We start from the raw sequence: 21,366 nt of genomic DNA on the forward strand, positions 1-21,366 counted from the left end.
GCGGCGGCTCCGCGCGCGGGGGAAATGTCACCGCGTCGGCCCGGGACCGCATGGAAGGATGACGCGAACGTCTTTGCAGAGGGAGAGGGAGATGACCACGTGCCTGGGACGAATCTGACCCGCGCGGAAGCACAGGAGCGGGCGCGGCTGCTGACCGTGGACGCGTACGAGATCGAGCTGGACCTGAGCGGCGCGCAGGAGGGGGGCACGTTCCGGTCGCGGACGACGGTGCGCTTCGACGCGGCCGAGGCGGGCGACACGTTCATCGACCTGGTGGCGCCGACCGTCCACGAGGTGGTGCTGAACGGCGCGGCCCTGGACCCGGGGAAGGTCTTCGCTGACTCGCGGATCGCGCTCGACGGGCTGGCGGCGGGCGCCAACGAGCTGCGCGTCGTCGCGGACTGCGCGTACACCAACACCGGTGAGGGACTGCACCGGTTCGTCGACCCGGTGGACCAACAGGCGTACCTCTACACGCAGTTCGAGGTGCCGGACGCCCGCCGTGTCTTCGCCAGCTTCGAACAGCCGGACCTCAAGGCGTCGTTCGCGTTCACCGTACGCGCCCCCGAGGGCTGGGTGGTGATCTCCAACTCGCCGACGCCCGAGCCCGAGGGCGACTCGGGCGCGGTCTGGCGCTTCGCTCCCACGCCGCGGATCTCCTCGTACATCACGGCGCTGATCGTCGGCCCGTACCACAGCGTGCACTCCAGCTGGGAGGGCGAGGACGGGCGGCTGGTGCCGCTGGGGCTCTACTGCCGTCCGTCGCTGGCCGAGTTCCTCGACGCGGAGGACATCTTCGCGGTCACGCGGCAGGGCTTCGACTGGTTCCAGGAGAAGTTCGACTACGCGTACCCCTTCGAGAAGTACGACCAGCTGTTCGTGCCGGAGTTCAACGCCGGGGCGATGGAGAACGCGGGCGCGGTGACCATCCGCGACCAGTACGTCTTCCGGTCCAAGGTGACGGACGCGGCGTACGAGGTGCGCGCCGAGACGATCCTGCACGAGCTGGCGCACATGTGGTTCGGCGACCTGGTCACCATGGAGTGGTGGAACGACCTGTGGCTGAACGAGTCGTTCGCCACGTACACCTCCATCGCGTGCCTCGCGCACGCGGAGGGCAGCCGGTGGCCGCACTCCTGGACCACCTTCGCGAACCAGATGAAGACCTGGGCGTACCGGCAGGACCAACTGCCGTCCACGCACCCGATCATGGCGGAGATCCGCGACCTGGACGACGTCCTGGTGAACTTCGACGGCATCACGTACGCCAAGGGCGCGTCGGTGCTGAAGCAGCTCGTCGCGTACGTCGGCGTGGACGAGTTCTTCCGCGGCGTGCAGGCGTACTTCCGGCGGCACGAGTGGGGCAACACCCGCCTGTCCGACCTGCTGGACGCGCTGGAGGAGACCTCCGGGCGGGACCTGCGGACCTGGTCGAAGGCGTGGCTGGAGACGGCCGGGATCAACGTCCTGCGCCCGGAGATCGAGACGGCCCCGGACGGCACGATCACCTCGTTCGCCGTACGCCAGGAGGCCCCCGCCCTCCCGCCGGGCGCCGCGGGCACCTCGACGCTGCGGCCGCACCGCGTCGCCGTGGGCCTGTACGACCTGGTCGACGGACGGCTGGTGCGCACCGACCGGATCGAGCTGGACGTCGACGGGCCGCTCACCGACGTACCGCAGGTGGCGGGCCGCCCCCGCCCGGCGGTCGTCCTGCTCAACGACGACGACCTGTCGTACGCCAAGGTCCGGCTGGACCCGGCGTCGCTGGAGGCCGTCACGCGGCACCTCGGTGACTTCACCGAGTCGCTGCCGCGCGCGCTGTGCTGGGCCTCCGCCTGGGACATGACGCGGGACGGCGAACTGGCCACCCGCGACTACCTGGAGCTGGTGCTCGCCGGGATCGCCAAGGAGTCGGACATCGGCCTGGTGCAGTCGCTCCAGCGGCAGGTGAAGCTGGCCCTCGACCTGTACGCGGCGCCGGACTGGCGGCCGACCGGGCTGGCGCGCTGGTCGGAGTTCGCGCTGGAGCGGCTGCGTGCCGCCGAGCCGGGCAGCGACCACCAGCTGGCGTGGGCGCGGGCGCTGGCGGGCACGGCCCGTACGGACGAGCAACTGGGCCTGCTGGAGGGGCTGCTGGACGGCTCCCGGTCCGTGGACGGGCTGGCCGTCGACACCGACCTGCGCTGGTCGCTGCTGCTGCGGCTGACGGCGACGGGCCGCGCGGACGGCGCGCGCGTCGACGCGGAGCTGGCCCGGGACGCGACCTCGGCGGGCGAGCGGCACGCCGCGTCCGCGCGGGCGTCGCTGCCGACGGCGGAGGCGAAGGCCGAGGCGTGGGCGTCGGTGGTGGAGAGCGACAAGCTGCCGAACGCGCTCCAGGAGGCGGTCATCGGCGGCTTCGTGCAGACGGAGCAGACGGAGCTGCTGGCGCCGTACACCGAGCGGTACTTCGCCGCGCTGAAGGACGTCTGGGAGACCCGCAGCCACGAGATGGCGCAGCAGGTGGCCGTGGGGCTGTACCCGGCGGCCCAGGTCGAGCAGGCCACGCTGGACGCGACCGACGCCTGGCTGGCGTCGGCGGAGCCGGGCGCCGCGCTGCGGCGGCTGGTGACGGAGTCGCGCGCGGGCGTGGAGCGCGCGCTGCGGGCACGGGCGGCGGACGCCGCCGCGGGTGGCGCGGCCGGGGGCGGCGCGAGCTGACACGGCGGAGCGGGCGCGCGGCCGGTGGGTACCGGCCTCGCGCCCGCAGGGGCCGAGGTGGTGTCCGTACGGGCGGTCGCCGGAGCGGGCGCCCGCGGCGTCAGCTGTTCGGCTGCTGCTTGCGGGACTTGTCGCTCACGACGACCAGGCCCGCGATCACCAGGAACAGCAGCACGGGCAGGCCCACGAAGACACTGAGGGTCTCCAGGACGCTCAGGCCGGGGCCCGGGTCGTCGCCGTCGTCGCGGGTGACGGCGAAGGCGGGGGACGACATGAACAGCAGGGCAGCCGTCCCGGCGGTGAGGGTGCCTGCGCGCAACGCGTTCTTCTTGTTTGCCACGCTCAGACGGTAACGAACGCCCGCCTCCGGCGCGCGCCCGGGGTCGCGTAAGCGGCGTGGCCCGGCCCACGGCCCGCCGGGCGGGCCGTACGCACGGTGAACGGGGTGGGAACGGAGCGGGAACGTGCCCTCCGCACCGGGCACAACGGGCGTACGCGCGCATACGTGCCCGCACCGGGGCGCGCGGGCCAAGGAATGGCCAACGCATCGCCACGGGTCGCCAAAGCTATGCCCATGACTTGGTGCGAGGTCTGGTGCCACGGGCCCCGGGTGCGTCGGATCGGTCCGTGACCACCACCTCCGCACACTCCGCCCCCACGCCGGGCGACATAGCGCCGCACCCCGGCGCCCCGCTCCGCCGCTCCGTCCTGCGCGGCGCGCTGACCGGCGCCGCGGCGCTCGGCGCCGGGCTCGCCCTCGCCTCCCCCGCCGCCGCCTCCCCGGCCCCCACGGCGCCGCCGCGCCCCCCGCGCCCCACCACCCCGGGGGCGGCCCTGCGCGCGCTCGCGGAGGGCAACGCGCGCTGGCGCTCGTACCGCGAACGGCACCCGCACGAGACCCGCGCCGTACGGGAGGAACTGGTCACCGGCCAGCACCCGTTCGCCGTCGTCCTCAGCTGCGTCGACTCGCGCGTCCCGCCGGAGCTGGTCTTCGACCAGGGGCTGGGCGACCTGCTGACCGTGCGCAGCGCCGGTGAGGTGCTGGACGAGGCGGTGCTCGGCAGCATCGCGTACGGCGTGCTGGAACTCGGCATCCCCCTGGTCCTGGTGCTCGGCCACCAGTCGTGCGGCGCGGTCGGCGCCGCCGTCGCGGCCGACGAGAGCGGGGAGGAGCTCCCCGCCCACATCCAGTACCTGGCCGACCAGATCGCCCCGGCCATCGACCGCGACCAGGAGGGGGACGCCCGCGTCGACGCGACCATCGACGCCAACGTACGGCTGGTGCGCTCCCGCCTCCTCGCGGAGCCGGACCTCGCCGCGAAGGTGTCCGCCGGTGAACTGGCCGTCGCCGGGGCCCGTTACGAGCTGACCGACCAGCGCGTGCACCGGCTGGACTGAGCCGGGAGCGGGGGCGGGCGGCCGGGCGCGGGACGGCCGGGTTCAGGTGACCAGGCCGTGCCGGTACGCGTACACGACCGCCTGCACCCGGTCCCGCAGGTCCAGCTTGGTGAGGATGCGGGACACGAACGTCTTCACCGTCTCCTGGCTGATCAGCAGCGCCGCCGCGATCTCGCTGTTGGAGAAGCCGTCCGCGAGGAGCCGCAGCACCTCCAGCTCGCGCGGCGTCAGCGGTACGTCCTCGGCCGCCGCGCCGTCCGCGGGCCGGATGCGGGCGGCGTACGTGCCGACCAGCCGCCGCGTCACCTCGGGGTCCAGCAGGGCGGCGCCGGTGGCGACCGTACGGATGCCGTGCAGCAGCTGGACGGGCGGCGCGTCCTTCAGCAGGAAGCCGCTCGCCCCCGCGCGCAGCGCCTGGTAGACGTACTCGTCCAGGTTGAACGTCGTCACCACCAGCACCTTCACCGGGTGCGCCACCCCGGCCCCGGCCAGCAGGCGCGTCGCCTCGATGCCGTCGAGCACCGGCATGCGCACGTCCATCACCACGACGTCCGGGCGGAGTTCCACCGCGAGGTCCACGGCCGTACGCCCGTCGCCGCACTCGCCCGCGACCTCCAGGTCCGGCTGCGCGTCGATGATGGTGACGAGGCCCGTACGGACCAGCACCTGGTCGTCGCAGACCAGCACCCGGATCGGGGCCGCGCCGCTCACGAGGGCTTCCCGGCGGGTATGCGCGCCCGTACGTGGAAGCCGCCGCCCGCCCGCCGACCCGCGCTGAAGTCGCCGCCGAGGACGCCGACCCGCTCCCGCAGCCCGTCCAGGCCGCGCCCGCTGCCGCCGGGCGACGCGGTGTCCGTGCCGGAGCCGTCGGTGCCGACCTCCACGGTGATCTCCCTCCCGCCATGGCGCACGTCCACCGAGGTACGGCTGCCGTGCGCGTACTTGAGCGCGTTCGTCAGGGCCTCCTGCACCACCCGGTACGCCACGAGTTCGGCGCTGCCCGTCGACTCCGGCGGCGTGCCCTCCTCGGTGAACTCCACCGGCTGGCCCGCCTGCCGCGTCTCCTCGACGAGCGTGCGGATGCGGCCGACGGACGGGGCGCGGACCCCGCCGGAGTGGTCCGGGTTGAGCAGGTCGAGCAGGTGCCGCAGGTCGGTGATGGCCCGGCGGCCGGTGTCGCTGACGGCGGTCAGGGTCTCGTCGAGCCGGTCGGGCGCGGCCGTCAGATAGCGGGCCGCCTCGGCCTGGACGACCATCGCCGTCACGTGGTGCGTCACCACGTCGTGCAACTCCCGGGCGATGCGCGTGCGTTCGGCCGCGCGGCTCTCCTCCGCGACCCGGCGGCGGCGGTCGGCCTCCGCTGCGCGGACGGACCGCAGCCAGGTGCCGATGCCCCACACCAGGACGAGCACCAGGTAGAACGACACGAACTCCGCGACGGAGGCGTCCGTACCGCGCCGGTGCACCTCGTACGCCATCGGCACGTACGCCGCCGAGAGCACCAGACCCACCGTGTGCCGACGCCACTCCAGATGGCAGCCCGCGCTGAGCAGCGCGAGGGACAGGCCGGTGCCCGCCACCGTGTGGTAGCCGCGGATCTGGTCGAGCGCGAAGCCGAGGCAGACCAGGGCGAGGCAGGCGGCGGGCCACCTGCGGCGTACGGCGAGCGGCAGCGTCTGGAGGGCCACCGCCACCACCGCGAGGGCGTCGAAGGAGCGGTCGGGTACGCGGCCGAGCAGCGTCCCGTAGTGGTGGAACGAGGGCACGAGCGACGCGGCGAGAAGGGCGAGCCCCGGGGGGAGGTCGCGGACCTCGACGGGCGCCCGGCGCCACGGCTCCGGGACCCGCCGCAGCGTCTCTTCCCGAAGCCGCCGAAGCTGGATCACCGGGAAAGGCTATGCGTGGTGTCAACCCGCGCGACCCGCCCGCCCCGGGGGACGAGGTGGCCGCGGCGGCGGGCCAGCCACAGGAACGCGGCCGTCAGCGCCAGCCCGGCGAACACCGCGTACAGGCTGCCCTCCGGGCCGAAGTCCCCGCCCGTGGCGAGCGCCGGGCCGGACGTCACGGAGTCGAGCAGGCCCCGCGGGGTGTCGTTGCCGGAGACCTCGGTGCTGAAGACGCCGGACGCGGCGTAGTTCCAACCGAAGTGCACGCCGATCGGCACCCACAGGGTGCGGGTGGCGACGTACGCGGCGGCGAGCATGCCGCCCGCCTCGATCGCGACGGCCACGGCGCCCCACGGGCTCGCGTCCGGGTTGAGCAGGTGCGACAGGCCGAACAGCAGGGCGGTCAGCACCAACGCGAGCCAGGTGCCCGCCCGTTCCTCGACCAGTCGGAAGAGGACGCCCCGGTACAGCACCTCCTCCGTCACCGCGGCGGCCGCCATGAAGCCGACCAGCCCGGCCGCGCCCGCCGGGGAGGCTATGCCGTCGACCTCGTAGTAGCCGAGGAACGCGAGGTTCACGACGACGAACGCGAACATGCCCGCGCCGACCAGCAGTCCACGGCCGAACGCGGGCGCCGCGCCCTCCCGCGCCACCTCCGTGACCGGGCGGTGCTCGGTGCGTCCCACCACCCAGCGGTAGACGAGCAGCGCCAGCACCGCCGCCGGGAGGCCGCAGACGAGGGTCAGCCAGGGCCTGCCCTCCACCGCCGTGATCGCCTGACCGCCGACGGCGGAGACCGCCACCACCGCCAAGACCTGCCACACCACTCGCATGAGGACTCCTCCGCAGATCCCCGCGGCAGGGGCGCCGCGACCGCGCCGAACGCTACGGATCGGGCGCCGCGGAATCGTCACCGTACGGAGGACACCTGCGCGTAGCTCGCACGGGGGACGGCGGTCAGGGGGCGGGGGCAGGCGCGGTGGGTGCGGGCGGCGGCGCGGACGGTACGGCGGGGGTGGGCGTGGGCGCGGCGAGCACGGGCGGCGCGGCGCCCAGACCGCGCCGCACCTCGTCGAGCAGCGCGTGCACGCGCGGCGAGGCCGCCAGGTCCTCCAGCCCGTACGGGGTGCCGCCGCCGTCCGCGACCGGCAGCCGCCAGTTCGGGTACTCCCCGCTGGTGCCCGGCACGTTCTGCGGGCGGCGGTCACCGATCGCGTCCGGCAGCCAGACGCCGAGCATCCGGGCGGGCGTACGGACCAGGAAGCGGTGCGCCGCCTTGATCTCCGCCTCCTCGTCCCCCACGCCCTCCGGGAGCAGCCCGAGCCGCCGGAACAGGCCGAGCCAGCCCGCCGTCTCCGCCGCGTCCGCCGACACCTCGACGGGCAGGGGCCGCGCCAGCAGGCCCAGCCGGTCGCGCAGCACGACGTGGTCGCCCGACAGCCGCGCCGCCGCGGGCGGCAGGTCGTGGGTGGTGACGGTGGCGAGGCAACCGGCCCGCCAGGCGTCCGGCGGCAGCGGCGGCGGCTCGGCGGCCGTACGGGCGCGGGCGGCGCCGTCGCGCGGATGGTCCCGTTCGAACCAGAGCACCGACGTGCCGAGCACGCCCCGGTCCGCCAGCTCCTCCCGTACGCCGTCCTCGACCGTCCCCAGGTCCTCCCCGATGACGGCGGCGCCCGCGCGGTGCGCCTCCAGCGCGAGGGCGCCGAGCATGGCCTCCGCGTCGTACCGCACGTACGCGCCCTCCGTCGGCGGGCGGCCGTCGGGCACCCACCACAGCCGGAACAGGCCCATGACGTGGTCGATGCGGAGCGCCCCGCTGTGCCGCAGCAGCCCGGACAGCACCTCGCGGTACGGCGCGTACCCCTGGTGGGCCAGGGCGTCCGGGCGCCAGGGCGGGAGCCCCCAGTCCTGGCCGCGCGGGTTGAACGCGTCGGGCGGCGCCCCGATCGACATGCCCGCCGCGAACACGTCCCGCTGCGCCCAGCTGTCCGCGCCGTGCGGGTGCACCCCGACGGCCAGGTCGTGGACGAGGCCGACGGCCATGCCCGCGTCCCGCGCGGCCCGCTGCGCGTGGCCCAGCTGCTCGTCGGTCAGCCAGGCCAGCCAGCTGTGGAAGTCGACCCGGTCCAGCAGCTCACGGCGCGCCCGCGCCGTACGCGTCGAACGCGGGTCGTCGAGGCCGGCGGGCCAGGTCCGCCAGTCGGGGCCGTGCGCCTCCGCGAACGCGCACCAGGTGGCGTGGTCCTCCAGGGCGGTGCCGCGCGCGGCGAGGAAGTCGCAGTACGCCGCGCGCCGTCCCGGCCCCAGCGGCACCTGCCGGACCAGCTCCAGCGCCTCCCGCTTCAGCGCCCAGACCGCGTCCCGGTCGATGCGCGCGCCCGCGCGGAGGACGGCGTCCCGCAGGCCCGCGGCCCGTACGGACAGCTCGGCGGCCCGCAGCCGGGCGGCGTCGGACAGGTGCGCGTACTCCGGGACGGCCTCGACGCGCAGGTGCACCGGGTCGGGGAAGCGGCGCGTGGACGGGCGGTACGGCGAGGGGTCCGTGGCGTCCGCCGCGCCCGCGCCGCCGGGGACCGCCGCGTGCAGCGGGTTGAGCTGGACGAAGTCCGCGCGGTGCGCGCGGCCCGTCCAGGCCGCCAGCTCCGCGAGGTCGCCGAGGTCGCCCATGCCCCAGGAGCGCGCGGACAGCAGCGAGTAGAGCTGGGTGAGCAGGCCGAAGCCGCGCCCGTCGGCGCCGCGTCCGCGCGGTCCGGCGATCCGGTCGGGGACGACGAGCAGCGTGGCCCGCGCGGTGCGCCCGTCGGGTGCCCGCGCGTGCAGCGTGTGCGCGCCGAGGGGCAGCGGGGTGCCCGGGGTCCAGTCGCGGGAGCGGGTGCCCGTACCGCCCGTGGCGGCGACGGGTCCGGCCGGGTGCCCGGCGTCGGGGTCCTCCGGGTCGACCCGGAGGGTCGTGCCGTCGGGGAGCGCGGGGAGGGTGCTCCGCGCGGAACCGGCGCGCAGCACGACGGTCGGCGGCAACAGCCGCCGGGACTCCCGCTCGTGCCGCGCCAGGGAGCGGCGCACGGCGTCGGGCGTGGAGGCGTCCACGCCGAGGGCGGCGAGCACGGCGACGACCGAGTCGCCGGGCACGTCGACGCGCTGCCCGGCCACGGGCTCGTACGACGTGCAGACACCGTGTGCAGAGGCGAGCCGCGCGAGGCGGTCCATCAGATGTCCGCGGACTCCGTGCCGAAACCGGTGCCGGTCGGCTCGCTGGTCAGCGGCAGCTCGGCGGCGATCGGCGCCTCGCTCGTCAGGGGCGCGACGTCCGCGAGCGGGGGCTCGCTGGTGAGGGGTGCCTCGGGGCACCCGCAGGTGCACGAACCGTCCAGTCCGGAGTCCGGGTCGGACACGCCGGACAGGTCCACCGGCTCGTGCCCGGGTTTCAGCGGGGGCGAGGGGATCGTGCTGCGCGGGGTGAGGGCGGTGAGGAGGAGTTCGGCGGACGCGGCCACGGTGGGCCTCCGTTCGTGGACGTCGTGGGTCGAGGTCTGACCTACCCAGCCTGCACAGGTGCAGACGTCTCGCGAGACATAACGTGGCTCGGCTCACAATGGTTCCGCAGGCGATTTGCCGGTGCGGGGCGCCGCCGGACGCAGGGATTCCGGGCGGACGGGGATTCCCGCCCCAGGATTTGCGCACCGCTCACGTACGGTGACCGACACAGCCCGTGCCCGCGCGGCCACCGAAACGCGGGGACATCAGGGGGCAATCCGGCCACTCTCGTTGACAGCGGCACCACGCGGTGGTGGGCTCAGTCGCCGGCTGCCGTCGGTACGCCCGTGCGGGTGCCCGCGCGCCCGTACGGGAGCGCGTGCGCGGTCCCGCGTACGGCGCGGGCGGGCCGTCCCCCAGCAGCGCACGACCGGAGGAGCCGTGGTGCAGTCGCCGCACAGCGAGCCGCGCAGCGAGACCGTCGACCGGGCCGCCGGAGCGGACGGTCCCGACGCGACCCCCGCCGCCGCGCGGGACGCCGCCGGTCCCCCCGCCGCCGTTCCCGCCGTGCCCCCTCCCCGGCGCGGCCCGAAGCACGCGCGCGTCCGCCGGAGCGCGCGCCGCGCCGGTGCGGGCGCGCTCGTCGCGGCGTTCGTCGGCGGGCTGCTCAGCGGGGCGCCCGCCGCGCAGGGCGCGCCGTCCGCCGACGGCGTGGCCGACGCCCCGGACGACGAGGCGGCGCGGGAGTCCCGGCAGGGCGGCCCGCCGCAGGTGTGGCCGCGCCCGCAGGCGATGCGGGCGGGCGGCACGTCCGTACCGCTGGGCGCCGAGGTGACGCTGGTCTCGGACGCCGACGCCGACCCGTACGCCCTGGCCGCCGTACGCGACCTGCTGCGCGACGCCGGTGTCCGCACCGTGCACGAGGCGCGCCCCGGCGGCCCGGCGCCGCGGGGCGGCGCCGTGGTCCGTCTCGGCGGCGCCGCCGCGGACGGCGCGCTGCGCGAGCTGCGCGCGCCCGCCGTCGGCGACCTGCCCTCCGGGGGCTACCGGCTGGCCGTCGGCCAGGCCGGGGGCCGCCCGACGGTGGCCCTGTCGGGCCGGGGCGGCGACGGGCTGTTCCACGGGGTGCAGACCCTGCGCCAGCTGCTGGACGGGACCGGCGGCACCGTGCCCGGCGTCGTCGTACGGGACTGGCCGACGGCCGCCGTGCGCGGCGTGACCGAGGGCTTCTACGGGCAGCCGTGGACCCACGAGGAGCGTCTCGCGCAGCTCGACTTCCTCGGCCGCACCAAGCAGAACCGCTACCTGTACGCGCCCGGCGGCGACCAGTACCGCGAGGCCACCCGCTGGCGCGACCCGTACCCGGCCGAGCGGCGCGCCGAGTTCCGCGAGCTGGCCCAGCGCGCCGCGCACCGGCACGTGACGCTCGGCTGGGCCGTCTCGCCCGGCCAGGGGTTGTGCTTCTCGTCCGCCGGGGACCGCAAGGCGCTGCTGCGGAAGCTGGACGGGATGTTCGCGCTGGGCGTACGGGCGTTCCAGCTCCAGTTCGACGACGTCAGCTACGACGAGTGGCACTGCGGCGCCGACGCCGACCGGTACGGCAGGGGGCCGGAGGCCGCCGCGAAGGCGCAGGCCGAGCTGGCCAACGCGGTGGCGGAGCACCTGGCGAAGCGGGAGGGCGCGGAGTCGCTGTCGGTGCTGCCGACGGAGTTCTACCAGGAGGGCAGCTCCGCGTACCGCGCCGCGCTCTCCCGCGAGCTGGCCGACGGCGTGGAGCTGGCCTGGACGGGCGTCGGCGTGGTGCCGCGCACCATCACGGGCGGCGAACTGGCCGACGTACGGGACGCGTTCCCCGGCCACCCCGTGGCCACCATGGACAACTACCCCGTCAACGACTACGCCCCGGACCGCCTGTTCCTCGGCCCCTACCAGGGCCGGGCGCCCGCCGTGGCCGCCGGTTCGGCCGCCGTGCTGGCCAACGCGATGGAGCAGCCGACGGTCTCCCGCATCCCCCTCTTCACGGCCGCCGACTACGCCTGGAACCCCCGCGGTTACCGGCCCGACGCGTCGTGGCGCGCCGCCGTCGACGACCTGGCGGGCCCCGACCCGCGCACCCGCGCGGCGGTGCGCGCCCTCGCGGGGAACGACGCGTCGTCGATGCTCGACGGCGAGGAGTCGGCGTACCTGCGGCCCGCGATGAAGGAGTTCTGGGCCGCGTACGGGAGCGGCGGCTCCGGTGCCGCCGCCGCCCGCGAGCCCGGCGCCGAACTGCGCGCCGCCTTCCGTACCATGCGCGGCGCGCGGGACCGGGTGCCCGCCGGGATCGGCCGCGAGGCGGGGCCCTGGCTGCGGCAGTTGGCGCTGTGGGGCGAGGCGGGCGAGCGGGCCGTGGACATGCTCGCCGCGCAGGCCGGGGGCGACGGCGGCGCCGCGTGGGCCGCGCAGCTGGAGGTGCGGCGGCTGCGCGACGAGGCCGCGAAGAAGGGGTCCGTGACGGTCGGCAAGGGCGTGCTGCGGGAGTTCGTCGACCGGGCGCTGAAGGAGGCGGACGGCTGGACGGGCGTACGGAAGGACGCGTTCGGCGACGAGCAGGCCCAGGGCGGCCCCGCCGCGCGCCCCGGCTCCCCCGTGGAGAACGCCGTGGACGGCGATCCGGCCACCGCGTACCGCGCCGGGGCCGCGCCCCTCGCGAAGCTGCCCACCGGCGGCCGTCCCCGCGTCCCGGCGCCGCCGGACGACCTGACGGTCGGGCTGCCCGCGACGCGCGAACTGGCGTCCGTGACGGTGCTGACCGAACCGGCCGACGAGGACGGCGGCACCCGCGCCGACATCGAGGCGCACGTGCCGGGGCAGGGCTGGCGGCGCATCGGGCGGCTGTCGGGCAGCGGCGCGACGGAGGCGGCGGCGCACGGGCTGCGCGCGGACGCGCTGCGGCTGCGCTGGAGCGCGGACTCGAAGGCGCCGGTCGTGCACGAGATCACGCCCTGGTACGCCGACACCCCGGACGCCTCGCTGGCGCTGTCCCGCGACGACACGTACGCGTCCATCGGCGGCCCGCCCGCCGAGATCGGCGTGAAGCTGAAGGCGCACCGCCCCGTCGAGGTGCGCGGGCGGCTGGCCGTGGACGCGCCGGAGGGGTTCACCGTACGGGCGCCGGGCCGGGTGACGGTGCCGCGCGGCGGTACGGCCGAGGTGCCGCTGACGGTGACGGCGGGCCCGGAGGTGCGGCCGGGCACGTACGAGGTGCCGGTGTCGTTCGGCGACGAGCGCCGCACGCTGACCGTACGGGCGTTCCCGCCGGTCGGCGGCCCGGACCTGGCGCGTACGGCGGAGGCGTCGTCGTCGGGTGACGAGACGGCGGACTTCCCGGCGGGCGGCGTCAACGACGGCCGTACGGACACCCGTTGGTCCTCGCCCGCCGAGGACGGCGCGTGGGTGCAGCTCGAACTGGCGCGCGCGGCACGGGTCGGCGAGGTGCGGCTGCACTGGCAGGACGCGTACGCGAGCCGCTACCGCGTGCAGGTGTCGCCGGACGGGCGGCGCTGGCGCACGGCGGCGACCGTACGGGACGGTGCGGGCGGCCGGGAGACCGTACGGATGGACGCGCCGCCGGACACCCGCTTCGTACGGGTGCAGGGGGACAAGCGGGCGACCCGCTTCGGCTACTCCCTCTGGTCGGTGGAGGTGCGCGCCGTGCGGCAGCAGGACGACCGCGAGCGCGGGCGGGAACGGAAGCCGGAACGGGAGCGGGAGCGGGGCGGGGAGGGCGACCGCGGCCGGGAGCCGGGGCGCGCGGAAGCGCCGGAACGGCCCGCGCGGGAGCCCTGACCCGGTGTGTCCCGGGCGGGCCCGCCCGGGACGTACGAAAGCCCGGTCTCAGGCAGAGAGTCTGCCGTCGATCCGGGCGAGGGCGTCGTCGGCGCCGTACGGTTGCAGGTACGGCAGCCAGCGCGGGTCCCGATGGCCTGTCCCGATGATCCGCCAGGCCAGTCCGGACGGCGGCGCGGGTTGGTGCCGCAGCCGCCAGCCGATCTCCCCGACGTGTTTGTCCGCCTTCACGTGGTTGCAGCGGCGGCAGGCCGCCACCACGTTCTCCCAGGTGTGCTGACCGCCGCGGCTGCGCGGGACGACGTGGTCGACGCTGGTCGCCACACCCCCGCAGTACGCGCACCGGCCGCCGTCCCGGGCGAACAGCGCGCGGCGGGTGAGCGGCACGGGGCCGCGGAAGGGCACCCGCACGAAACGCTTGAGCCGGACCACGCTGGGTGCGGGCAGGGCCCGGGTCGCGCTGTGCATCAGGGCGCCGGAGTCCTCGAGACTGACGGCCTTGTCGTTGAGGACGAGTATGAGAGCGCGTCGCAACGGCACGACACCGAGCGGCTCGTACGACGCGTTGAGGACCAGGACATGCGGCACGGTGCCTCCTTGTACGTCGGCGGCGCGTGGCTCGCGCCGGGACGATCTCCCCTCAGTGTGTCCCGTGCCCCGGTCGCGGCGCCACCACGACCGCATAACGCAAGCGGGAGCGTTTCACCCCATAGGGGATATTCCGTTCGGCATGAGCCTCGTCACGTGCGACGGGGCGTCCACGGGCACCCCGGAAGCGGTCACTCCGCCGTTGTCGCGCCGTGACCGGCGGTGACGCGCCCCCGGCGCCGCGGAGCCGCGCGCGGGAGGCGGCACCGGCGACGCGCGCGAGCCGGGGAGCTGGGAGGTTGTGCAGAGGATGGGCCATTAGTGTGGGCCCTTGGTGGGCAAGCCTGTTCGCGTCCCCCCGCGCTCCCCCGCGCGTCCCGCACGGAAGGTTCTGCTGTGTCCTGGTTGCTCGGTGCCACCCCTCCTCCGGACGCGGAGACGTCCCTGGAAGACGCCCAGGAGACGGCGAACAACGCGGCGGGCTGGTTCGGGGACAACTGGTCGAGCTGGCTCGCGGGCGGTCTGCGCATCACGCTCGTCCTGATCGTCGCCGGCGTGCTGCGGTTCCTGGTGCGGCGGGCGATCACCAACTTCCTGCGCCGCATGAACCGCAACGCCGCCGCCGAGGCCAGCGGCAACGCCCTGCGCGGTCGCGGCCTGCTGGTCAACGTCGAGCGGCGGCGCCAGCGTTCGGAGGCCATCGGCTCCGTGCTGCGCAGCGTCGCCACCATGGTGATCATGGGCACGGCCGCGCTGATCGTGCTGTCGATACTCGGCATCAACCTCGCGCCGCTGCTCGCCAGCGCCGGTGTCGCGGGCGTCGCGCTCGGCTTCGGCGCGCGGAACCTGGTCACCGACGTACTCACCGGCATGTTCATGCTGCTGGAGGACCAGTACGGCGTGGGCGACCGGATCGACGCGGGCGAGGCCACCGGCGAGGTGCTGGAGATCAACCTGCGCGTCACCAAGCTGCGGGGTGACGACGGCGAGGTCTGGTACGTGCGCAACGGCGAGATCCGGCGCGTCGGCAACCTCAGCCAGGGCTGGGCCACGGCCGCGCTGGACGTACAGGTGCGGGCGCGCGAGGACCTGGAGGAGGTCCGCGCGGCCGTCGCCGCGGCGGGCGAGGACATGGCGAAGTCCGAGCCGTGGGACGAGGTCCTGTGGGCGCCCGTGGAGATCCTCGGCCTGGACTCGGTGACGCTGGAGTCGATGGTGCTGCGGGTCTCCGCACGGACCATGCCCGACAAGGCGCTGGGCGTGGAACGGGAGTTGCGCTGGCGCATCAAGCGGGCGCTGGACCACCGGGGCATCGAGATGGTCGACGACGAGTCGCTGGCCCTGGAGGCCGGGCGGCAGGCGCTGGAGAAGCCGTCGCGGCCGTCCCCCGACCGGTCCTCGCGCCCGGCGCGGCCGTCCCTGCGGAAGTGACGCGCCCGGGAGGTCCGCCGTACGACCGCCGCTGAGGCGCGCGTACGACCACCGCCGGGCGCCGTACGCGCGTCTCCGACCGGCGAAGCCCCGCCCGGCCGGCTTCCGCGCGGCGGGCCGCGACCGGCGCCGTATAGAGATCCCCTATGCCGTCCGCTGTCTTTTCGTCTTTGCCGCCCGCTGTTCCCCGCCCGTAGCGTGAAACGGGCCGACGGGGAGAACGGCGCGCTTTCTCGGACAGGGGCGCGAGCACCCGTCGGCGCTTCTTTCCTCTTCCGGAATTCGCACGGACGAAAGGGCCGGTGGAACGACCATGCTCGAAAACGGAGCGCCAGCAGGAGAACTCGCGGGAAAGCGGGCCCTCGTCACGGGTGGCTCGCGCGGGATCGGCGCCGCGGTCGTACGGCGGTTCCTGGCAGCGGGTGCCGAGGTCCTCACGACCGCCAGGTCGGAGCCGGACACGGTGCCGGAAGGGGCCACGTTCGTGACCGCCGACGTACGGACCAGGGCCGGTGCGGAGGCGCTCGCCGACGCCGCCCGGAGAGTGCTCGGCGGAGTGGACGTCCTGGTGCACAACGCGGGCGGCGCCCAGCCCTACCCGGACGCGTCGGCGATACCCGACGAGGAGTGGCAGGACCAACTGGACCTGTGCTACCTGGCGCCCGTACGGCTGAACTCCCTGTTGACACCGGACATGCGGGAGCGGCGGACGGGAGCCGTGGTGCACGTCTCCTCCGCCGCGGTGGCCACCCCGCTGCCGCAGTTCCTGCACTACACACCGGCGAAGGCGGCGCTGGAGAACTACAGCCAGGGACTCGCCGCGGACCTCGCCCCGTTCGGCGTGCGGGTCAACACCGTGAGCCCGGGCAGGGTCGCCACGCCCGGCGGTGAGGCCACACGGAAGGTCTGGGCTCGCCTGAACCCGGCCTCGGGCCCGGCCGGTGGTGGCGGCGACAACGTGCCGTTGGGACGTGACGGCCAGCCCCGTGACATCGCCGAAGCGGTGCTCTTCCTGGTGTCCGGACGGGCGAGTTGGCTCACCGGTGTGAACCTCACCGTGGACGGCGGGGAATTCCCCCGGAGTTGAGCAGCGCGGTGTGCCCGTAAGGGCATCTCTCACGGATATCGGATCGCGTGTGCCGTCCTCGCCCGACCGGTGAGGACGGCACGGGCCGGGGGCGGTTCCGGGAATTCCCGTGAAAGGGCCTCCCCCGGTCCTCAGGTCGGCTGCGGGCCGGTGGTGGACCAGCTCTCCTCGCGCAGGAGTTCCAGCAGGACCGTCTCCGCCGGGCCCGCGTCGCGCCGGACGACGGCGATGACGGGCCGGGAGACGGTCGGCAGGACCGGCCGGACGAGGTGCTCGTGACCGTGGGGGACGGCGGACGCGGGAACGAGCGTCGGGCCGAGCCCGTGCGCGGCCCAGCGGACGGCCGTCGCCGTCTGGGAGACGCGGGCGGCCGTGGGCGGGTCGTTCCCCCGCAGCACGTCCAGCAGGACGCCGTCCAGGACGCTGTCGCGGTCGAACCTCACCCACGGCTCGCCCGCGAGCGTACGCGGGTCGACCCGGTCCTCGGCGAGCTGCCGGTGTCCGGCCCCCAGCACCACGACGAACTCCTCGTCGCCGAGCTGGTGGGCGTCGGCGGGGCTCTCCGCGCACTTCGCCATCAGGGCGAGGTCGAGTACGCCCCGGCGCCCCAGCCTTTCCAGCTCGGCGGAGCTGGGCTCCTCGAAGACGGTGATCTCCAGCCGGGGGAAGCGGCGGCGCAACGTGCCCAGCGCGCGCGGCAACTGCCGCGTACCGAAGCCCATCTGCACCGAGACCACCAGCTCGCCCGCCAGTTCCTCCGCGCCGCTCCGCGCCGTCGCCCGCGCCCGTCGCGAAGCGCGCACCGCGACCTCCGCCTCCCGCAGGAACGCGCGGCCGACGACCGTGGGCACCAGCCCGGTCGGCGTGCGGACGAACAGCTCCACGCCGAGTTCCCGCTCCAGGCCCCGGATCTGCTGGGAGACCGACGGCTGGGCGACGCGCAGCAGTTCCGCGGCGGCCGTCACGGAGCCCGCCTCGGCCACTGCCAGGGCGTACTCGAACTGGCGCAGGCTCATCGGCCGGTCGACCTCCTCGTGGCGGGCCGCCGCCCACCACCGTCGTGACACGGTGATCCTCCCACGGCGGTTCCGTACGGGACGCGGCCCCGTCCGACCGTTGACGCCGGTCGGGCGGGGCCTTACTGTCCTCAGCACAGAATAGGAAGCTTTCCTAACAGTGTCCGTCGACGACGGACCCCGCCGACCCGGGTGGAGGCAGTCCATGACCCAGGCGTCCCCAGGCACCCCGCGCGTGCTGCGCGCGATGAACGACCGCGCCGCGCTGGACCTGCTGCTCGCGCACGGGCCGCTGTCCCGCAGCCGGATCGGCAAGCTCACCGGCCTGTCCAAGCCCACCGCGTCGCAGCTGCTGGCCCGTCTGGAGGCCGCCGGGCTCGTCGTCGTCACCGGCACCAGCGAGGGACGGCCCGGCCCCAACGCCCAGTTGTACGCGGTCGCCCCGACCGCCGCCCACGTGGCCGGGCTGGACGTCACCACCCTCGGCATCCGCGCCGCCGTCGCGGACATCACCGGCCGCACGGTCGGCACGTACGAACTGCCCACGCCCGGCCGCCGGGCCGCCGCCGACACCGGCGAGCTGGTCGTCCGCGCCGTGGACGGCGCCGCCAAGGACGCGGGCCTGGTCCGCGGCGACCTGCACCGCGTCGTCATCGGCACCCCCGGCGCGTTCGACCCGAGCACGGGTCGGCTGCGCTACGCCTCGCACCTGCCCGGTTGGCACTCCCCCACGCTCCTCGACGAGTTGGCCGCCGCGCTGCCGATGCCCCTCGCGTACGACAACGACGTGAACCTCGCCGCCGTCGCCGAGCAGCGGCTCGGCGCCGCGGGCGGCGCGGACGACTTCCTGCTGCTGTGGAACGAGGAGGGCATGGGCGCCGCCCTCGTCATCGGCGGCCGTCTGCACCGCGGCTTCACCGGCGGCGCCGGTGAGGTCGGCTTCCTGCCGGTGCCCGGCACCGCGCTGGTACGGAACGCCGCCCGCACCGGCAGCGGCGGCTACCAGGAGCTGGCCGGGGCCAACGCCGTACTGCGGCTGGCGGACGAACTGGGCCTGGCGTACGACCGTTGCGCGCCCATGCACGAGGCCGCGGCCGCGCTGCTGCGCCAGGCGCTCGCCGCGACGGCCGCCGGGCCGGGCAGCGCGGCGGCGGCGGACGCGGGACGGTACGGGGAGCTGCTGCGGCGCTACGCGACCGGGCTCGCCACCGGACTGGCCTCGCTCGTCGCCATGCTCGACCCCGAACTGATCGTGCTCTCCGGCGGCGTGCTCGCCGCGGGCGGCGAGCGGCTGCGCGAGCTGGTCCGCGCCGAACTGGCCGAGCTGGCCGTGCCGCGGCCCCGGCTGGTGCTGGGCACCGTCACCGAACACCCCGTGCTCAGCGGGGCGTTGCAGAGCGCGCTCGCCACGACCCGGGACGAGGTGTTCGACACCTCGCGCTGACCGGACCGCGCCCCGCCACCCGAGCGACACCGCCCGCACCCCGCACGTCACCCGCCCCAGCCCCGCCACGCCCCGCCAGAGGGAGGCCCCGCCATGCCCGGACACCCGAGAGCGGCCCGCAGCCGATCCGGCCGCACCCGCCGCGCCCCGTACGCCCGTACCGCCGCGCTCGCCGCCGTCACGGCCGTCTGCCTGCTCGCCGGTGCCTGTACGGGCTCCAGCGGCGGCGGCGCCCAGGACGACCCCGACGCCGAGACCACGCTCACCTTCTGGCACGGCTGGAGCGCGCCGAGCGAGGTCGAGGCGATCGACGCGAACATCGAGGCGTTCGAGGAGAAGCACCCCAACATCACGGTGAAGACCGTCAAGAACGTCAGCGACGACAAGCTCAACCAGGCGCTGCGGGCGGGCGGCGGCGACTCCCCCGACGTGGTGTCCTCCTTCGCCACCGACAACGTCGGCCGCTTCTGCGCCGCGAACGCGCTCGCGGACCTGAAGCCGTTCCTGGCGAAGTCGGGGATCGACCCGGCGAAGACCTTCCCGAAGCCGATGCTCGACTACACGCAGTACGAGGGGAAGCGCTGCACGCTGCCGCTCCTCGGGGACGCGTACGGGCTCTACTACAACAAGGACGCCTTCGCGAAGGCGGGGATCGAGGCACCCCCGAAGACGTTCTCGGAGTTCGACGAGGTCGCGAAGAAGCTGACGAAGGAGAAGGGCGACTCGTACTCCCAGCTCGGCTTCATGCCGAACTACCACGGATACGAGTCCACGGTCGAGCACTTCGGCGCGCAGTTCGGCGTCGACTACTTCGACGCGGACGGCAGGGCCGCGAACGCCTCCGACCCCGGCATGAAGGCCCTCTTCACCTGGCAGCGCGAACTCGTCGACGCGCTCGGCGGGTTCGAGAAACTGGAGCGCCACCGCTCCACCTTCGGTGACGAGTGGGGCGCCAAGCACCCGTTCCACACCGGGCAGGTGGCCATGCAGCTGGACGGCGAGTGGCGCGGCAAGATGGCGAAGGAAGCGGGCGCGGACTTCGAGATCGGCACCGCCCCGCTGCCCGTACCGGACGGCCAGGAGGACTCGTACGGCAAGGGCTACCTCTCCGGCACCGTCGTCGGCGTCGCCAGCTCCAGCCCCCGCCAGAACGCCGCCTGGGAACTGGTCCGCTTCCTCACCACCGACACGAACGCGGTGGTGGACTTCGCCAACGCCATCCACAACGTGCCGTCCACCCTCGCCGCGATGAAGTCGCCGCGACTGAACGAGGACCCGGACTACCGCACGTTCGTAAAGATCGCGCAGCACCCGGGGAGCCGCCACGCGCCCGGCAGCGTCAACGGCGCCGCGTACCTGCTGACCCTCCAGGACCTGGGCTACGCCTACGAGTCGGGCCGGGAGAAGAGTCTGGACGCCGGGCTGCGGAAGGCGGACCGCCAGATCGACAAGGACCTCGCGCAGGCGGGCTGACGCGCCCGCGCCCACGGCGCGCACGCACCACCCCCACGGCAACCACGGCAACCACGGCACTGGAGGAACGGCGGTGAAAGGACCGCGATGACCACGATCCACCCCGGGCTCAAGGCGAGGCGCCGCCGTTCCGCGCTGCGGACGGCCGCCTTCCTCTCCCCCTGGCTCCTCGGCTTCAGCGTCTTCTTCGCGTACCCGCTGCTGGCCACCCTGTACTTCTCGTTCATGAAGTACGACGGCTTCACCGCGCCGGTCTGGAACGGGCTGGCCAACTGGAGCTACGTCTTCCAGGACTACCCGTTCTTCTGGCCCGCCCTGCGGAACACGCTGTGGCTGGTCGTCGTGATGGTGTCGCTGCGGGTCGTCTTCGGACTCGGCGTCGGGCTGCTCGTCACGCGCGTCAGGACGGCGCCGGGCCTCTTCCGTACGTTCTTCTACCTCCCGTACCTGGCGCCGCCGGTCGCCGCCACCATGGCGTTCGTCTTCCTGCTGAACCCCGGTACGGGACCGGCGAACACGGTGCTGGACCTCTTCGGGATGCCGCAGCCGGGCTGGTTCAAGGACGCCGACTGGTCGAAGCCCGCGCTGACCCTGCTGGCGCTCTGGGGCATCGGCGACCTCATGATCATCTTCATGGCGGCGCTGCTCGACGTGCCCCGGGACCAGTACGAGGCGGCCGAACTCGACGGCGCGGGCCCGTTCGCCCGCTTCCGTTACGTGACGCTGCCGAACATCTCCCCGATCCTGCTGTTCGCGGTGGTCACGGGCGTCATCGAGACGATGCAGTTCTACACGCAGCCGCTCGTCGCCGGGAAGGTCGCCTCCGGCGTGATCGGGGGCTCCGGCCAGCAGTTCGAGCCGGGCTACCCGGACCAGTCGACGCTCACCGTCCCGCAGATCGTCTACAACCTCGGCTTCCAACGGTTCGACACGGGCTCGGCGTGCGTCGTCGCCCTCGTCCTGTTCGCCCTCTGCATGGCCTTCACCGCCGTGCTCATGCGCCGCGGCAGCGGCTTCCTGTCAGCGGAGGACTGAGGCCCG

At 74.8% G+C, this 21,366-nt stretch carries 16 protein-coding genes; 8 read left to right on the plus strand and 8 right to left on the minus strand.

Annotation, left to right across the window (positions count from 1 at the left end; translation table 11 throughout):
* Positions 1-99 precede the first annotated feature (99 nt).
* Positions 100-2,700, plus strand: coding sequence for an aminopeptidase N (gene pepN / locus D7M15_RS07845; RefSeq protein WP_121516833.1), 2,601 nt, complete (start codon positions 100-102; stop codon positions 2,698-2,700).
* A 100-nt stretch (positions 2,701-2,800) separates the two neighbouring features.
* On the opposite strand, the gene D7M15_RS07850 is transcribed toward pepN, so the two are convergent.
* Positions 2,801-3,046 (minus strand): hypothetical protein, encoded by a 246-nt coding sequence (locus D7M15_RS07850; protein ID WP_121520406.1) that lies wholly within the window; start codon positions 3,044-3,046, stop codon positions 2,801-2,803.
* Between the two features lie 323 nt (positions 3,047-3,369).
* Between D7M15_RS07850 and D7M15_RS07855 the strand changes: the two genes are divergently transcribed.
* Entirely contained in the window at positions 3,370-4,098 is a 729-nt protein-coding gene (locus D7M15_RS07855; protein WP_121520408.1) for a carbonic anhydrase, read from the plus strand.
* Positions 4,099-4,140: 42 nt separating this feature from the next.
* Here D7M15_RS07855 and D7M15_RS07860 read toward each other — a convergent pair whose 3' ends face one another.
* The 5 genes from D7M15_RS07860 to D7M15_RS07880 all read right to left on the minus strand — a co-directional run bounded on the left by D7M15_RS07860 (position 4,141) and on the right by D7M15_RS07880 (position 9,478).
* A complete protein-coding gene (locus D7M15_RS07860) occupies positions 4,141-4,809 on the minus strand; it encodes a response regulator transcription factor (protein ID WP_121516834.1) in 669 nt (222 codons plus the stop codon).
* Positions 4,806-5,984, minus strand: a complete 1,179-nt coding sequence (locus D7M15_RS07865; RefSeq protein WP_240649180.1) for a histidine kinase — start codon at positions 5,982-5,984, stop codon at positions 4,806-4,808. The genes D7M15_RS07860 and D7M15_RS07865 overlap by 4 nt, the downstream gene beginning before the upstream one ends.
* Positions 5,981-6,817 (minus strand): CPBP family intramembrane glutamic endopeptidase, encoded by an 837-nt coding sequence (locus tag D7M15_RS07870; RefSeq protein ID WP_121516835.1) that lies wholly within the window; start codon positions 6,815-6,817, stop codon positions 5,981-5,983. The genes D7M15_RS07865 and D7M15_RS07870 overlap by 4 nt, the downstream gene beginning before the upstream one ends.
* Positions 6,818-6,941: 124 nt before the next feature.
* Entirely contained in the window at positions 6,942-9,191 is a 2,250-nt protein-coding gene (malQ, locus tag D7M15_RS07875; protein ID WP_121516836.1) for a 4-alpha-glucanotransferase, read from the minus strand.
* Complete coding sequence (locus D7M15_RS07880; RefSeq protein ID WP_121516837.1) at positions 9,191-9,478, minus strand: hypothetical protein; 288 nt, start codon at positions 9,476-9,478, stop codon at positions 9,191-9,193. Before D7M15_RS07880 ends, malQ begins: the two co-directional genes overlap by 1 nt.
* A 547-nt stretch (positions 9,479-10,025) precedes the next feature.
* On the opposite strand from D7M15_RS07880, the gene D7M15_RS07885 reads away from it, so the two are divergent.
* Positions 10,026-13,286 carry a beta-N-acetylglucosaminidase domain-containing protein gene (locus D7M15_RS07885; RefSeq protein ID WP_121520412.1) on the plus strand — a complete coding sequence of 1,087 codons (3,261 nt, stop codon included), beginning with the start codon at positions 10,026-10,028 and terminating at the stop codon, positions 13,284-13,286.
* Positions 13,287-13,334: 48 nt separating this feature from the next.
* Here the strand turns inward: D7M15_RS07885 and D7M15_RS07890 are convergent, their stop codons facing one another.
* Entirely contained in the window at positions 13,335-13,874 is a 540-nt protein-coding gene (locus D7M15_RS07890) for an HNH endonuclease (RefSeq protein ID WP_121516838.1), read from the minus strand.
* 396 nt (positions 13,875-14,270) lie between these two features.
* Here D7M15_RS07890 and D7M15_RS07895 point away from each other — a divergent pair, with 396 nt between their 5' ends.
* Both D7M15_RS07895 and D7M15_RS07900 read left to right on the plus strand, forming a co-directional pair.
* Complete coding sequence (locus D7M15_RS07895; protein WP_121516839.1) at positions 14,271-15,305, plus strand: mechanosensitive ion channel family protein; 1,035 nt, start codon at positions 14,271-14,273, stop codon at positions 15,303-15,305.
* A 313-nt stretch (positions 15,306-15,618) separates the two neighbouring features.
* Entirely contained in the window at positions 15,619-16,392 is a 774-nt protein-coding gene (locus tag D7M15_RS07900; RefSeq protein ID WP_121516840.1) for an oxidoreductase, read from the plus strand.
* Positions 16,393-16,523: 131 nt separating this feature from the next.
* On the opposite strand, the gene D7M15_RS07905 is transcribed toward D7M15_RS07900, so the two are convergent.
* Positions 16,524-17,408, minus strand: coding sequence for a LysR family transcriptional regulator (locus D7M15_RS07905; RefSeq protein WP_121520413.1), 885 nt, complete (start codon positions 17,406-17,408; stop codon positions 16,524-16,526).
* 205 nt (positions 17,409-17,613) lie between these two features.
* Between D7M15_RS07905 and D7M15_RS07910 the strand changes: the two genes are divergently transcribed.
* From D7M15_RS07910 to D7M15_RS07920, 3 genes are all read left to right on the plus strand, one after another.
* Entirely contained in the window at positions 17,614-18,852 is a 1,239-nt protein-coding gene (locus tag D7M15_RS07910) for an ROK family transcriptional regulator (protein WP_121516841.1), read from the plus strand.
* A gap of 93 nt (positions 18,853-18,945) precedes the next feature.
* Positions 18,946-20,325, plus strand: coding sequence for an ABC transporter substrate-binding protein (locus tag D7M15_RS07915; protein ID WP_121516842.1), 1,380 nt, complete (start codon positions 18,946-18,948; stop codon positions 20,323-20,325).
* An 87-nt stretch (positions 20,326-20,412) separates the two neighbouring features.
* Positions 20,413-21,360 carry a sugar ABC transporter permease gene (locus D7M15_RS07920; RefSeq protein WP_121516843.1) on the plus strand — a complete coding sequence of 316 codons (948 nt, stop codon included), beginning with the start codon at positions 20,413-20,415 and terminating at the stop codon, positions 21,358-21,360.
* Positions 21,361-21,366: the final 6 nt, after the last annotated feature.

Origin of the sequence: Streptomyces sp. Z26, from assembly GCF_003665095.1 — a bacterium.
GTDB classification, from domain to species: Bacteria; Actinomycetota; Actinomycetes; order Streptomycetales; family Streptomycetaceae; genus Streptomyces; species Streptomyces phytohabitans.

What these genes read in the sequence shown, in the direction of transcription:
- D7M15_RS07870 (WP_121516835.1), bottom strand. Translation starts at nt 6,817, where the DNA reads ATGCGAGTGGTGTGGCAGGTCTTGGCGGTGGTGGCGGTCTCCGCCGTC.
- malQ (WP_121516836.1), bottom strand. Translation starts at nt 9,191, where the DNA reads ATGGACCGCCTCGCGCGGCTCGCCTCTGCACACGGTGTCTGCACGTCG.
- D7M15_RS07900 (WP_121516840.1), top strand. Translation starts at nt 15,619, where the DNA reads ATGCTCGAAAACGGAGCGCCAGCAGGAGAACTCGCGGGAAAGCGGGCC.
- D7M15_RS07905 (WP_121520413.1), bottom strand. Translation starts at nt 17,408, where the DNA reads ATGAGCCTGCGCCAGTTCGAGTACGCCCTGGCAGTGGCCGAGGCGGGC.
- D7M15_RS07910 (WP_121516841.1), top strand. Translation starts at nt 17,614, where the DNA reads ATGACCCAGGCGTCCCCAGGCACCCCGCGCGTGCTGCGCGCGATGAAC.
- D7M15_RS07915 (WP_121516842.1), top strand. Translation starts at nt 18,946, where the DNA reads ATGCCCGGACACCCGAGAGCGGCCCGCAGCCGATCCGGCCGCACCCGC.
- D7M15_RS07920 (WP_121516843.1), top strand. Translation starts at nt 20,413, where the DNA reads ATGACCACGATCCACCCCGGGCTCAAGGCGAGGCGCCGCCGTTCCGCG.